Origin of the sequence: Streptococcus sp. oral taxon 431, assembly GCF_001553685.1 — a bacterium.
Taxonomy (GTDB): domain Bacteria; phylum Bacillota; class Bacilli; order Lactobacillales; family Streptococcaceae; genus Streptococcus.
Map to the genome: position 1 here is coordinate 902,049 of NZ_CP014264.1, position 14,506 is coordinate 916,554.

Genomic DNA, 14,506 nt, shown 5'->3' on the forward strand with positions numbered 1-14,506 from the left:
ATATGAAACAATTATCTAGTGCACAAGTCCGCCAAATGTGGCTTGATTTCTGGGCTACAAAAGGCCACTCAGTAGAACCATCCGTTAGCTTGGTTCCAGTAAACGACCCAACACTTTTGTGGATCAACTCAGGGGTTGCCACTCTTAAAAAATACTTTGATGGAACTATTATCCCTGAAAACCCACGGATTACCAATGCGCAAAAGGCTATCCGTACCAACGATATCGAAAACGTAGGGAAGACTGCTCGTCACCATACTATGTTTGAAATGTTGGGAAACTTCTCAATCGGGGATTACTTCCGTGACGAAGCAATTACATGGGCATATGAGCTTTTAACAAGTCCTGAGTGGTTTGACTTCCCTAAAGACAAACTTTACATGACTTATTATCCAGATGACAAAGATTCATACAACCGCTGGATTGAAGTGGGAGTGGATCCAAGTCATTTGATCCCAATTGAAGACAACTTCTGGGAAATCGGTGCGGGACCTTCTGGCCCTGATACAGAAATCTTCTTCGACCGTGGAGAAGCCTTTGACCCAGAAAACATCGGTCTTCGTCTTCTTGCAGAAGATATCGAAAATGACCGTTATATCGAAATCTGGAACATCGTTTTGTCACAATTTAACGCTGACCCAGCTGTTCCTCGTAGCGAGTACAAAGAATTACCACACAAGAACATTGATACGGGCGCTGGTTTGGAGCGTTTGGTGGCAGTTATCCAAGGGGCTAAGACAAACTTTGAAACAGACCTCTTCATGCCGATCATTCGCGAAGTGGAGAAATTGTCTGGTAAGGTTTATGACCAAGATGGCGACAACATGAGCTTTAAAGTTATCGCTGACCACATCCGTTCTCTTTCATTTGCCATTGGGGATGGTGCCCTTCCTGGAAATGAAGGTCGTGGTTATGTCCTCCGTCGTCTTCTCCGCCGTGCCTCTATGCATGGTCAAAAATTGGGTATCAATGAGCCTTTCCTTTACAAACTCGTTCCAACTGTTGGAAAAATCATGGAAAGCTACTACCCAGAAGTTCTTGAAAAACGTGACTTTATTGAGAAAATCGTTAAGAGCGAAGAAGAGTCATTTGCTCGTACCCTTCACTCAGGTCAACACTTTGCCCAGGACATCGTAACAGACTTGAAAGAAAAAGGACAATCTGTCATTGCTGGTCAAGATGTCTTTAAACTCTATGATACATATGGATTCCCAGTAGAGTTGACAGAAGAGATCGCTGAAGAAGCAGGAATGACTGTAGACCGTGAAGGATTTGAAGCAGCCATGAAGGAACAACAAGAACGTGCGCGTGCGTCTGCTGTCAAAGGCGGATCTATGGGTATGCAAAATGAAACCCTTCAAAACATTACTGTTGAGAGTGTCTTCAACTACAATGCTAGTCAATTGTCTTCTAAGTTGGTGGCTATCGTAGCGGACAATGCGGAAGTAGAAGCTGTAACAGAAGGAACTGCTTCACTTATCTTTGCAGAAACACCATTCTACGCTGAAATGGGTGGACAAGTTGCGGACCACGGTCAAATCTTGGATGCTCAAGGAAACGTAGTAGCGACTGTGACAGATGTTCAAAAAGCACCAAATGGACAAGCATTGCACACTGTTGAAGTTCTTGCTCCTCTTGCTTTGAACCAAGAATACACTTTGGCCATCGATAGCAATCGTCGTCACCGTGTCATGAAGAACCACACAGCAACTCACTTGCTCCATGCGGCCCTTCACAATATCCTTGGCCACCATGCAACTCAAGCAGGTTCACTTAATGAAGTAGAATTCCTCCGCTTTGACTTCACCCACTTCCAAGCCGTGACTCCAGAAGAATTGCGTGCTATTGAGCAACAAGTCAATGAGAAGATCTGGGAAGCCATCGCAGTGGAAACAGTTGAGACTGATATTGACACAGCTAAAGAAATGGGAGCTATGGCCCTCTTTGGTGAGAAATACGGTAAAGAAGTCCGTGTTGTAACGATTGGTGACTACTCAGTTGAACTTTGTGGTGGTACTCACGTAGGTAACACTTCTGAAATCGGTCTCTTCAAGATTGTTAAGGAAGAAGGGATCGGATCAGGAACTCGTCGTATCTTGGCAGTGACTGGGAAGGAAGCCTTCGAAGCTTATCGTGAACAAGAAGATGCACTGAAAGCAGTCGCAGCAACCTTGAAAGCTCCTCAACTCAAAGAAGTACCTCACAAGGTTGAAGGACTTCAAGAACAACTCCGTCAATTGCAAAAAGAAAATGCAGAATTGAAGGAAAAAGCAGCAGCAGCGGCAGCTGGGGATGTCTTCAAGAATGTTCAAGAAGCAAACAGACACCGTTACATTGCTAGTCAAGTTTCTGTATCAGATGCAGGTGCCCTTCGTACCTTTGCGGATAACTGGAAGCAAAAAGACTATTCTGATGTGCTTGTTCTTGTCGCAGCAATCGGTGACAAAGTCAATGTCCTTGTAGCCAGCAAGACAAAAGATGTGCACGCAGGTAATGTCATCAAAGAATTGGCTCCAATCGTCGATGGACGTGGTGGTGGTAAACCAGACATGGCCATGGCAGGAGGAAGCAACCAAGCAAAAATTCAAGAATTATTGGATGCCGTAGCAGGTAAATTGTAAAAAAATAAAGATCTATCCACTCGGATAGGTCTTTTTGTTACTTAAAGTGTAGTTTTATTGTAGAGTGATCTGCAAATATAGTGTGTTAGAAGACTCTTGAAACTCATGAAAATGTTGAAGGGGGATTTAATTTAATAAGTAGCTTATGATTATCAACTCCTTTAAAATCTGTAGGGTGAACTTAAATGAATTGATTTTAGAAAAGAAAAATAGTACAATCAAGATGTAAACGATTACATTATAAAATTAGTAGTAAACTTGGCAAGGGAAGTAGCTTTTTTCTGCATATGTGTATCTTTTCCTGTTTCGTATTTATTATTTAAAAGGGTGAGGAAAGGAAACAAAAATGTTGCTAAAGTTAGAGTTTTTCTAAAGAGAATTCAAGAAAAAGAATTTTGAATTTAAAAATTAGAAAGGAAGACGTAGCTTATGAACAGTAAGATAATTTGGAGTATTATAGTTTTATTCTCTATAATTTTAACTTGTATTGCTTTGCTCTTGCTACGCAAAGAAAATCCAGGATACAAAGATGATAAGATAAAGGAGGACGCTAAAAGCTCTAAAACAATAGAAAAAACAACAGAGAGTAGTTTAAGGAAAAATTTTGACGATGAGTCTACAATTATCCAAAAGCCACAAGAAGAATCTTCCCAAAAAATAGAAGATATTGAACAAAGTAATCCAGATGAAGAGCCCGCTCCCAAAGTAAATACACCAAGTACACAAAAAACAATTGATAAACCAGTCTAATGTAGGAGAGAAAATCCTACTCAATGTATCCCCACAAGTTCAACATTCCTGGAATATGTGTGCTCCTACAACTGTAAGTATGATACTTTCTAGTCAAGGTATTACAGTTTCTCAACAGTTATTGGCAAAAGAAATGCAAACGGATGAGACATTTGGAACTCATAATGTAAATGCTATTCAGATTTTAAATTACCATTTATTTGGTTATGTTACACCACAAGATAGTCAAACTGGCTATCGATTAGAAACCGTAACAACATCTGATGTAAACTCTAAACAAATGCATCTTTTTAAAAAACGTTTGAAACAAAATATAGCAGACGGATATCCAATGTACTATACATTCGACTGTGCAAAGATTTATCCAGCTAGTTACGGTGAACATAATGTTATCGGTATTGGTTACCAATTGTCTGAAGATGGTTCTGATATTGCTTATCTATACTATATCGATCCATCTTATACTAAACAGGATCCAATTTATGGTGGCCTAAAGAAAGTAACTCCAGAAGAATTATTTGAAGCCATGCTATCATGTGTTGAACCTAACTATGCATGGTGAAAGTTAGATAGTGCTATAGTGCTAGATCTATGCCTTTTTAATGATAAGGAGATTACACAAAAAGTCTTTAAAATAAGAAAAACGCATATTATCAGGTGTTCAAAAATCTTGATAATATGCGTTTTATAATGGAAAGATTTACTCAATTTCATATTCAAATTGAGTTTTTACCTAGTCTACTTTTTAAATCAACACAAAAATCCCCAATCAACGTGATTGAGGATTCAGCATATTTTATCTTAAACAATACCTTGAGCAATCATAGCGTTTGCTACATTTTCAAAGGCTGCAATGTTTGCACCTGCAAGGTAGTCAGTACCAAGACCGTAAGTTTCTGCAGTTGTCTTAGCTGTGTTGAAGATGTTAGTCATGATGTCTTTCAAACGACCGTCAACTTCTTCACGTGTCCATGAAAGGCGAAGGCTGTTTTGGCTCATTTCAAGAGCTGATACAGCTACCCCACCAGCATTGGCAGCTTTGGCAGGTCCATATAGGATTCCATTTTCCTTGTAGACTTTGATAGCTTCAAGGTCGCTAGGCATGTTAGCACCTTCAGATACACAGATAACTCCTTGAGCAACCAAGCGTTTCGCAGCTTCACCGTTGATCTCGTTTTGAGTCGCACATGGAAGAGCGATATCGTAGTTTCCAGTGTAAGTCCATACAGAACCTTCGTAGTAAGTAGCAGTTGCTTTTTCTGCAGCGTACTCAGTCAAACGAGCACGACGTTTTTCTTTAACATCTGTAAGAAGGTCAAAGTCGATACCATTTTCATCAATGACATAACCATTTGAGTCAGATACAGAGATAACAGTTGCACCAAGTTCAGTTGCTTTTTGAAGCGCGTATTGAGCTACGTTACCAGAACCTGAAATCACAACTTTCTTACCAGCAAAGCTGTTGTCGTTAGCTTTAAGCATTTCTTCAGTGTAGTAAACCAAACCGTAACCAGTTGCTTCTGGACGGATCAAGCTACCACCAAATCCAAGAGGTTTACCAGTCAAGACACCAGCATCAAATTGGTTGAGGCGCTTGTATTGTCCGTAAAGGTAACCAATCTCACGTCCACCAACACCGATATCACCAGCAGGTACATCAAGAGATGGTCCGATGTATTTTTGCAATTCAGTCATGAAGCTTTGGCAGAAGCGCATCACTTCAGCATCAGTTTTGCCTTTAGGATCGAAGTCTGATCCACCTTTACCACCACCGATTGGCAGTCCAGTCAAAACGTTTTTAAAGATTTGTTCGAATCCGAGGAATTTCAAGATCCCTTGGTTTACAGTTGGGTGGAAACGAAGTCCGCCTTTATATGGTCCAACAGCTGAGTTAAATTGAACACGGTAACCACGGTTAACTTGAACTTTTCCATCACGGTCAACCCAAGGAACACGGAAAGAAATCACGCGCTCAGGTTCTGTGATACGTGCCAAGATATTTTCTTCAATATACTCAGGGTGTTTTTCAAAGACAGGCTCCAAAGTGCTGAAGAATTCTTCAACCGCCTGGAGAAATTCAGCCTCGTGCCCGTTACGAGCTTTTACAGTTTCAAACACGCTTTGGATATATTCTTTAGCAGATGTCATATCGTTCTCCTTTTTGTTGTCATATTTTATTACATGAGACATTATAGCAGAAAATTTTTTCAGTGTAAAGAAAAAAACATAAATTTTCTAAAAATTCTTTCAATTTAAAATGACTGATTCAAAACATGCTAAAAAACGAACCTTTTCTATGGAAATGGTTTTATTGAAAAGCAAAAGTCAAAGTATGGTATAATAATAGACATAAAAAGGAATCTGGAGGAACAGAATCATGGTATCAACTAAAACACAGATTGCTGGTTTTGAGTTTGACAATTGCTTGATGAATGCGGCAGGAGTTGCTTGTATGACAGTTGAGGAGTTGGAAGGTGTCAAAAACTCAGCAGCAGGAACCTTTGTCACTAAAACAGCAACCTTGGAATTTCGTCAGGGAAATCCTGAACCACGTTATCAAGATGTTCCACTCGGTTCAATCAACTCTATGGGTCTACCAAATAATGGTTTAGATTATTACTTAAACTATCTTTTAAAGTTACAAGAAAAGGAAGCAAATCGTACCTTCTTTTTATCATTAGTTGGAATGTCTCCAGGGGAAACTCATACCATTTTGAAAAAGGTTCAAGAAAGTGATTTTCGAGGTCTAACTGAACTCAATCTCTCATGTCCAAATGTTCCTGGTAAACCTCAGATTGCCTATGACTTTGAAACTACAGACCGTATCTTGTCAGAAGTCTTTGAATATTTTACAAAACCATTAGGAATTAAGCTTCCACCTTATTTTGATATTGTGCATTTTGACCAGGCTGCAGCGATCTTTAACAAATATCCGCTCAAGTTTGTCAATTGTGTCAACTCTATTGGAAATGGTCTTTATATAGAAGACGAGTCAGTCGTGATTCGTCCTAAGAATGGCTTTGGTGGGATTGGTGGAGAATACATCAAACCAACAGCTCTTGCTAATGTCCATGCTTTTTATCAACGCTTGAATCCAGAAATTCAAATCATTGGAACAGGTGGAGTATTAACAGGACGTGATGCCTTTGAACATATCCTATGTGGTGCCAGCATGGTGCAGGTAGGAACTACCCTGCACAAAGAAGGTGTAGGTGCTTTTGATCGCATTACAAACGAACTCAAAGAAATTATGACGGAAAAAGGTTATGAAAGCCTTGAAGATTTCCGTGGTAAATTGAATTATATTGATTAAATAAAAGCGAAACTAAAAAGAAAGGAGAAATGATGCTAGCAATAGAAGAAAGCCAAAAGCTATCTTTATCAAACTTACCTAGTTTGACCTTGTTTACAGGCGCTGATCAAGGACAGTATGAAGTCATGAAAACTCAGGTGCTAAAACAAATCGGCTACGATTCTGCTGATTTGAACTTTGCTTATTTTGATATGAAAGAAGTAGACTACAAAAGCTTGGAACTAGAGCTGGTCAGTCTTCCTTTCTTTGCGGATGAAAAGATTGTTATTTTAGATCATTTTCTCGATATAACAACAGCTAAAAAACGCTATCTATCTGATGACGAGCTTAAGGCTTTTGAAGAATATTTGGAAAATCCATCTCCGACGAGTAAATTAGTCATTTTTGCGGAAGGGAAGCTGGATAGTAAGAGACGTCTAGTCAAATTACTCAAGAGGGATGCCAAGATTTTTGAAGCCCTTGAACCAAAAGAGCAAGAGATGCGAGCTTATTTTCAAAAGTGGTCTCAGGAACAAGGACTGACCTTTGATGGAAAATCCTTCGAACAGTTGCTTATTAAATCTAGTTTTCAATTCAGTGAAATTCAGAAAAATCTACTCTTCTTACAGTCTTATAAGGATGATGACTGGATTACCGAAGAAGACATTGTTGAAGCTATACCAAAGACTTTGCAGGATAATATTTTTGATTTGACCCAATTAATATTGACTAAGAAGATTGATCAGGCACGTGATTTAGTGAAAGATTTGACTTTGCAGGGAGAAGATGAGATTAAACTGATTGCCATTATGTTGGGGCAGTTCAGACTCTATACACAAGTGAAAATTTTGCAAGAATCTGGTCAGACAGAGTCCCAGATGGTCAGCAGTTTGGGTCACTATCTTGGTCGCAATCCGAATCCCTACCAAATCAAATTTGCCCTTCGTGATTCTCGAAGACTATCCCTTGATTTTCTCCAGAATTCTATTCGTTATCTCATCCAAGCTGATTACCAAATTAAGACAGGAGTTTATGAGAAAGGCTACCTGTTTGAGAAGGCTCTATTACAGATTGCCAGCCAGTCAAATTGAGCAAATAACTTGAAAAAATAGGATGATTGCGTTATCATCATTATATAGAAAGAAAAAGAGGTATTACAGATGGCTATTATCTTACCAGATCTTCCATACGCTTACGATGCATTAGAACCATACATCGATGCTGAAACAATGCACTTGCACCATGACAAACACCACCAAACTTACGTTAACAATGTAAATGCAGCTCTTGAAAAACACCCTGAAATCGGTGAAGACCTTGAAGCTTTGCTTGCTGACGTAGAATCTATCCCAGCTGATATCCGTCAAGCGCTTATCAACAATGGTGGTGGACACTTGAACCACGCTCTTTTCTGGGAATTGATGACTCCTGAAAAAACAGCTCCTTCAGCAGAACTTGCAGCAGCAATCGATGAAACTTTCGGTTCATTCGAAGAATTCCAAGCAGCCTTCACTGCAGCAGCAACAACTCGTTTTGGTTCTGGATGGGCTTGGTTGGTTGTTAACAAAGAAGGTAAACTTGAAGTGACTTCAACAGCAAACCAAGACACACCAATCTCAGAAGGTAAAAAACCAATCTTGGGCTTGGATGTTTGGGAGCATGCTTACTACGTGAAATACCGTAACGTGCGTCCTGACTATATCAAAGCTTTCTTCTCAGTTATCAACTGGAATAAAGTAGACGAACTCTACGCAGTAGCGAAATAATATTGAACCTAACACCTTTGCTTAGACCTTAGTCTAATCTGAAAGGTGTTTTTTGTTTGCTTTGCGAAGATATCTGTGACTCATGATTTTCCTTTGTTAGATAGGCTTGATTTATGGTATAATGATAAGATAGAAATCGAAGGAGAAATCATGAATATTCAACAATTACGCTACGTTGTAGCTATTGCTAATAGTGGTACTTTTCGTGAAGCGGCTGAGAAAATGTACGTTAGCCAACCCAGTCTATCTATTTCTGTAAGAGACCTGGAAAAAGAGCTTGGCTTTAAGATTTTTCGCAGAACCAGTTCTGGAACTTTCCTTACTCGTCGCGGTATGGAATTTTATGAAAAGGCACAAGAGTTGGTCAAAGGATTTGATGTTTTCCAGAACCAGTATGCCAATCCTGAAGAGGAGAAAGATGAGTTTTCAATAGCCAGCCAGCACTATGATTTCTTGCCACCAACCATTACAGCTTTTTCGCAACAATATCCTGACTATAAGAATTTCCGTATTTTTGAATCAACAACTGTTCAGATTTTGGATGAAGTAGCTCAAGGACATAGTGAGATTGGGATTATTTATCTCAATAATCAAAACCAAAAGGGAATTATGCAACGGGTTGAAAAGTTAGGACTTGAAGTGATTGAGTTGATTCCTTTCCAAACCCATATCTATCTGCGTGAAGGACATCCGTTAGCCAAGAAAAAAGAGTTAGTTATGGAGGATTTGGCAGATTTACCAACAGTTCGATTTACACAGGAAAAGGATGAGTATCTTTATTACTCAGAGAACTTTGTGGATACCAGTGCTAGCTCTCAAATGTTTAATGTAACTGACCGCGCTACCTTAAATGGGATTCTTGAAAGAACAAATGCTTATGCGACTGGTTCTGGATTCTTAGATAGCGACAGTGTGAACGGGATTACCGTTATTCCATTAAATGATAATCTCAATAATCGCATGGTTTATGTAAAACGTGAGGAAGTAGACTTGAGCCAAGCAGGGACTTTATTTGTAGAGGTTATGCAAGAGTATTTTGATCAGAAGAGGAAAGCATGAAAAAAAGAGGAATAATTGCAGGGATTATAGCAGCCTTGATTGTCTTAGATCAATTTGTAAAGGCGTACGTCGTTCAAAATATTGCTCTTGGTGAAATCAAGTCATGGATCCCAAATCTAGTTAGTTTAACCTATCTGCAAAATAGGGGTGCAGCCTTTTCTATACTTCAAAATCAACAGTGGTTTTTTGCAGTGATTACCTTAGTGGTCATGGTAGGAGCTATCTGGTATTTGCATAAGCATATAGAGGATTCCTTCTGGACAGTCTTTGGATTGGTTTTGATTATTGCAGGTGGTCTGGGAAACTTTATCGATCGCATCAGTCAAGGATTCGTTGTGGATATGTTTCACTTAGACTTTATCAATTTTGCGATTTTCAATGTGGCTGATAGTTATCTGACAGTAGGAGTCGTTGTGTTATTGCTTGCAATGCTAAAAGAGGAAATGAATGGAAATTAAAATTGAAACAGGTGGACTACGCTTAGATAAGGCTTTGTCAGATTTAACAGAACTGTCGCGAAGTCTCGCCAATGAACAAATCAAGTCAGGCCAAGTCTTGGTCAATGGTCAGGTCAAAAAAGCAAAGTATACGGTCCAAGAGGGCGATGTCGTTACTTATCAGGTGCCAGAACCAGAAGTTTTGGAGTATGTAGCTGAAGATATTCCTCTAGAAATCATTTATCAAGATGAGGATGTAGCAGTAGTCAATAAACCTCAAGGAATGGTTGTTCATCCAAGTGCTGGTCATACCACTGGTACCTTGGTTAACGCCCTTATGTATCATATCAAAGATCTCTCTGGAATCAACGGTGTGTTGCGTCCAGGGATTGTCCATCGTATTGATAAGGATACTTCAGGTCTCTTGATGATTGCTAAAAACGATGAAGCCCACTTAGCACTAGCTCAGGAATTGAAGGACAAGAAGTCTCTTCGTAAGTATTGGGCCATCGTTCATGGCAATCTCCCAAATGACCGTGGAGTCATTGAGGCACCAATCGGACGTAGCGAAAAAGACCGCAAGAAACAAGCTGTGACTGCCAAAGGTAAACCAGCAGTGACACGTTTCCAAGTCTTGGAGCGCTTTGGTGATTATACCTTGCTGGAATTGCAACTGGAAACTGGAAGAACTCACCAAATCCGTGTACACATGGCTTACATCGGTCATCCTGTCGCTGGGGATGAGGTTTATGGTCCTCGTAAAACTCTGAAGGGGCATGGACAATTTCTTCATGCAAAGACTCTTGGATTTACCCATCCAAGAACAGGGAAAACCATGGAATTTACTTCCGAAATCCCAGATATCTTTAAAGAGACTCTGGAAAAACTTCGAAATAACTAAAAAGGCTCTATAATATTTGTAGTGGGTAAATCCCCTATAGATATTATGGAGCCTATTTTGTGTAGAAAAAAAGTCCCATAAGATCTATAATGAAAAGCGACTAAACAACTCATTAGAAAGAATCATATGGAACAATTACATTTTATCACAAAACTGCTTGATATCAAAGACACAAATATCAAGATTCTAGATATCATCAATATGGATACACACAAGGAAATTGTCGCTAAACTGGACTATGACGCCCCGTCTTGCCCTGAGTGCGGATGTCAAATGAAGAAATATGATTTTCAAAAACCGTCGAAAATTCCTTACCTCGAAACGACTGGTATGCCTACTAGAATCCTCCTTAGAAAACGCCGTTTCAAGTGCTATCATTGCTCGAAAATGATAGTCGCTGAAACCTCTATCGTTAAGAAGAATCATCAAATTCCTCGTATTATCAACCAAAAGATTGCTCAAAAGTTGATTGAAAAGACTTCTATGACTGATATTGCACATCAGCTATCCATTTCAACTTCAACTGTCATTCGTAAACTCAATAACTTTCACTTTAAGCATGATTTTTCTCGTCTTCCAGAGATTATGTCTTGGGACGAGTATTCTTTTACCAAGGGAAAGATGAGTTTTATCGCACAAGATTTTGATCAGCTCAATATCATTACTGTTCTTGAGGGAAGAACACAAGCTATCATCCGCAATCACTTTCTTCGCTACGATAGAGCGATCCGATGTCGAGTGAAAATCATTACTATGGATATGTTTAGTCCGTACTATAACTTGGCTAAACAGCTTTTTCCATGTGCTAAAATCGTTCTAGATCGTTTTCACATTGTTCAACATCTTAGCCGAGCTATAAGTCGGGTTCGTGTCCAAATCATGAATCAATTTGAGCGAAAATCTCATGAATACAAGGCTATCAAGCGCTATTGGAAACTCATCCAACAAGATAGCCGTAAACTGAGTGATAAACGTTTTTATCGCCCTACTTTTCGCATGCACTTAACTAATAAAGAGATTCTAGACAAGCTTTTGAGCTATTCCGAAGAGTTGAAACACCACTATAATCTCTATCAGCTCTTGCTTTTTCACTTTCAGAATAAAGAGCTCGAGAAATTTTTCGGACTTATTGAAGACAATCTAAAAAAGGTTCATCCTCTTTTTCAGACTGTCTTTAAGACATTTCTCAAGGACAAAGAGAAAATTGTCAACGCCCTTCAATTGCCCTATTCCAACGCTAAATTGGAAGCGACTAATAATCTCATTAAACTCATCAAACGAAATGCTTTTGGTTTTAGGAACTTTAACAACTTTAAGAAACGAATTTTCATCGCTCTGAATATAAAAATGGAGAGGACAACGATTGTCCTCTCCAGATGTTAGCTTTTATTCAACCCACTACAGTTGACAAAGAGCCACTAAAAAAAGAACTCAAGCGAGTCCCTTTTATTTGCGTTTTTTCTTAGCTTTTTTCATTTTATTGGCCATGCGTTTCATGGATTGCTTCATGGCAAATTCCCCGATTTTGCCCTTGAGACCTCCACCGAACATCTGGCTCATATCTGGCATTCCTGCTCCACCAAGAGCTGACAAGTCAGGCATACCACCTTGTCCCATCATACCTTCAAGGGCTGACATATCCATACCCCCAGGCATATTTTTAGGAAGATTGTTAGGGTTGATGCCCATCTGTTTCATCATCTTGTTCATGTCACCAGACATGACACCTTGCATGAGTTGTTTAGCTTGGTTGAAGTCCTTGATGAACTTGTTGACTTCGATAAAGGTATTACCAGAACCGGCAGCGATACGACGACGGCGACTTGGAGTAAGCAAGTCTGGGTTTTCACGTTCTTCAGGAGTCATAGAAGAGACGATGGCACGTTTACGAGCAATTTGTTTTTCATCCACCTTCATATTTTGAAGGGCAGGATTGTTGGCCATACCTGGAATCATCTTGAGCAAATCTTCCATTGGTCCCATATTTTGCACCTGATCCAACTGATCGATGAAATCGTTGAAATCAAAGGTGTTTTCTCGCATCTTTTCAGCCATTTCAATGGCTTTTTGCTCATCGTATTCTTGGGAAGCTTTCTCAATCAGAGTCAGCATATCCCCCATACCGAGAATACGGCTAGCCATACGATCAGGGTGGAAGGTTTCAATGTCGGTAATCTTTTCACCAGTACCAGTGAACTTGATTGGTTTTCCAGTGATGTGACGAACAGAAAGGGCAGCACCACCACGAGTATCACCATCAATCTTTGTAAGGATGACACCAGTAACTTCTAACTGAGCGTTGAATTCACGCGCAACGTTTGCAGCTTCCTGACCAATCATGGCATCGATGACCAAGAGAATCTCATTTGGTTGAGCAAGTGCTTTAACATCACGGAGCTCATTCATGAGAAGTTCATCAATTTGCAAACGACCGGCCGTATCGATCAAGACATAGTCGTTATGGTTAGCTTTCGCTTGCTCCAAACCTTGGCGAACAATCTCAACTGCAGGAACTTCAGTACCAAGAGCAAATACGGGAACATCAATCTGTTGTCCAAGTGTTTTCAACTGGTCAATAGCAGCAGGACGATAGATATCGGCCGCAATCATCAAAGGACGAGCATCCTCTTCCCTTTTAAGTTTGTTAGCAAGTTTACCTGCAAAAGTTGTTTTACCAGCCCCCTGCAAACCGACCATCATGATAATGGTTGGGATTTTTGGTGACTTGACAATCTCAGCAGTGTCTGAACCAAGAACTTCCGTCAATTCTTCATTGACAATCTTGATGATTTGTTGGGCTGGATTGAGGGTGTCAATAACCTCATGCCCAATCGCACGTTCGCGAACCTTTTTGATAAAGTCCTTGACTACAGGAAGAGCAACGTCGGCTTCTAAAAGAGCCAGACGGATTTCCTTGGTTGCTTCTTGGATATTACTCTCTGTGATTTTTCCTTTTTTACGTAGGTTTTTAAAAACGTTCTGCAAACGTTCTGTTAAATTTTCAAATGCCATATTTTTCTCCTATTTTTTCAATTCAGTGGAAATCGTCCGAAATGTTGCAAACACTCTAGTTCTTCGGGTGTGACTTCTTTCATGATTTCATTTGGATATCCCCAACAGCTAAAACCTATTTGCATAGCTTTAGAGATATCATTGGGCGAGGTAATCTGTAGTCGACTAGGAAATGGTTCCTCTGCAGCTAATAATTTACAGGGTATCCCTTTATAGACGACAAGATTTTCCATGATTACTCCCTATTATCAATACTGGTCAAAATCTCAATTTGCTCTTGCAGAAAAGTATCCTCTGGATAACGCTCCAAAATCTGATCAAAAATCTGACTGCGAACAATGTAGTCAGAGTACATATGGAGCTTCATTTCATAATCTTCCAGTATCTTTTCTGTACGTTTGATATTGTCATAAACAGCCTGGCGACTAACGCCGAATTCTTCAGCGATTTCAGCCAAACTATAGTCGTCTGCATAGTAGAGTTCGATATAGTTCATCTGCTTATCAGTCAAAAGGGCTGCATAAAATTCAAACAGAGCATTCATTCGATTGGTTTTTTCAATTTCCATAAGATTTATTATACCAAAAAAAAGCCCAATCCGCTAGCTGGGGGCTGATTTTAGCTAGAAGTTAGAAAATAAGCTTTTCACTGTTCTTTTCTGACTATGA

At 39.6% G+C, this 14,506-nt stretch carries 13 protein-coding genes and 1 pseudogene; 10 read left to right on the forward strand and 4 right to left on the reverse strand.

The genetic code is table 11. The features are described from left to right. The first annotated feature begins 2 nt into the window (after positions 1 to 2). The 3 genes and pseudogenes from alaS to AXE83_RS04260 form a co-directional block, all read left to right on the forward strand. Entirely contained in the window at positions 3 to 2,621 is a 2,619-nt protein-coding gene (gene alaS, locus AXE83_RS04250) for an alanine--tRNA ligase (RefSeq protein ID WP_060955566.1), read from the forward strand. Positions 2,622 to 3,050: 429 nt separating this feature from the next. Continuing rightward, positions 3,051 to 3,371: a hypothetical protein gene (locus tag AXE83_RS04255; RefSeq protein ID WP_060955567.1), complete on the forward strand. Its 321-nt coding sequence runs from the start codon at positions 3,051 to 3,053 to the stop codon at positions 3,369 to 3,371. Positions 3,372 to 3,390: 19 nt separating this feature from the next. Further along, positions 3,391 to 3,933: pseudogene (locus AXE83_RS04260) on the forward strand (C39 family peptidase); the annotation flags it as partial. Between the two features lie 239 nt (positions 3,934 to 4,172). Here AXE83_RS04260 and gdhA read toward each other — a convergent pair. Then, positions 4,173 to 5,519, reverse strand: a complete 1,347-nt coding sequence (gdhA, locus tag AXE83_RS04265; protein WP_060955568.1) for an NADP-specific glutamate dehydrogenase — start codon at positions 5,517 to 5,519, stop codon at positions 4,173 to 4,175. Between the two features lie 229 nt (positions 5,520 to 5,748). Between gdhA and AXE83_RS04270 the strand changes: the two genes are divergently transcribed. The 7 genes from AXE83_RS04270 (at position 5,749) to AXE83_RS04300 (ending at position 12,209) form a co-directional block, all read left to right on the forward strand. Next, positions 5,749 to 6,684: a dihydroorotate oxidase gene (locus AXE83_RS04270; protein ID WP_060955569.1), complete on the forward strand. Its 936-nt coding sequence runs from the start codon at positions 5,749 to 5,751 to the stop codon at positions 6,682 to 6,684. 32 nt (positions 6,685 to 6,716) lie between these two features. Beyond that, positions 6,717 to 7,754, forward strand: a complete 1,038-nt coding sequence (gene holA / locus AXE83_RS04275) for a DNA polymerase III subunit delta (protein ID WP_060955570.1) — start codon at positions 6,717 to 6,719, stop codon at positions 7,752 to 7,754. A gap of 69 nt (positions 7,755 to 7,823) precedes the next feature. Then, a complete protein-coding gene (sodA, locus tag AXE83_RS04280; RefSeq protein WP_049526942.1) occupies positions 7,824 to 8,429 on the forward strand; it encodes a superoxide dismutase SodA in 606 nt (201 codons plus the stop codon). Between the two features lie 150 nt (positions 8,430 to 8,579). Then, positions 8,580 to 9,488, forward strand: coding sequence for a LysR family transcriptional regulator (locus AXE83_RS04285; protein ID WP_049526940.1), 909 nt, complete (start codon positions 8,580 to 8,582; stop codon positions 9,486 to 9,488). After that, positions 9,485 to 9,946 (forward strand): signal peptidase II, encoded by a 462-nt coding sequence (gene lspA, locus AXE83_RS04290; RefSeq protein ID WP_060955571.1) that lies wholly within the window; start codon positions 9,485 to 9,487, stop codon positions 9,944 to 9,946. The genes AXE83_RS04285 and lspA overlap by 4 nt, the downstream gene beginning before the upstream one ends. Further along, positions 9,936 to 10,826 carry an RluA family pseudouridine synthase gene (locus AXE83_RS04295; protein ID WP_060955572.1) on the forward strand — a complete coding sequence of 297 codons (891 nt, stop codon included), beginning with the start codon at positions 9,936 to 9,938 and terminating at the stop codon, positions 10,824 to 10,826. The genes lspA and AXE83_RS04295 overlap by 11 nt, the downstream gene beginning before the upstream one ends. A gap of 126 nt (positions 10,827 to 10,952) precedes the next feature. Beyond that, on the forward strand, positions 10,953 to 12,209 hold the full coding sequence (locus tag AXE83_RS04300) for an ISL3 family transposase (protein ID WP_060955506.1): 1,257 nt from the start codon (positions 10,953 to 10,955) through the stop codon (positions 12,207 to 12,209). A gap of 63 nt (positions 12,210 to 12,272) precedes the next feature. On the opposite strand, the gene ffh is transcribed toward AXE83_RS04300, so the two are convergent. From ffh to AXE83_RS04315, 3 genes are read right to left on the reverse strand one after another with little or no spacing between them, the layout of a single operon-like run. Further along, the gene (ffh, locus tag AXE83_RS04305; protein WP_060955573.1) at positions 12,273 to 13,838 is read right to left on the reverse strand and encodes a signal recognition particle protein; all 1,566 of its coding nucleotides are present in this window, start codon (positions 13,836 to 13,838) and stop codon (positions 12,273 to 12,275) included. 17 nt (positions 13,839 to 13,855) lie between these two features. Beyond that, positions 13,856 to 14,071 carry a hypothetical protein gene (locus tag AXE83_RS11410; protein WP_060955574.1) on the reverse strand — a complete coding sequence of 72 codons (216 nt, stop codon included), beginning with the start codon at positions 14,069 to 14,071 and terminating at the stop codon, positions 13,856 to 13,858. 2 nt (positions 14,072 to 14,073) lie between these two features. Continuing rightward, positions 14,074 to 14,406, reverse strand: a complete 333-nt coding sequence (locus AXE83_RS04315) for a putative DNA-binding protein (protein ID WP_000402065.1) — start codon at positions 14,404 to 14,406, stop codon at positions 14,074 to 14,076. Positions 14,407 to 14,506 lie beyond the last annotated feature (100 nt).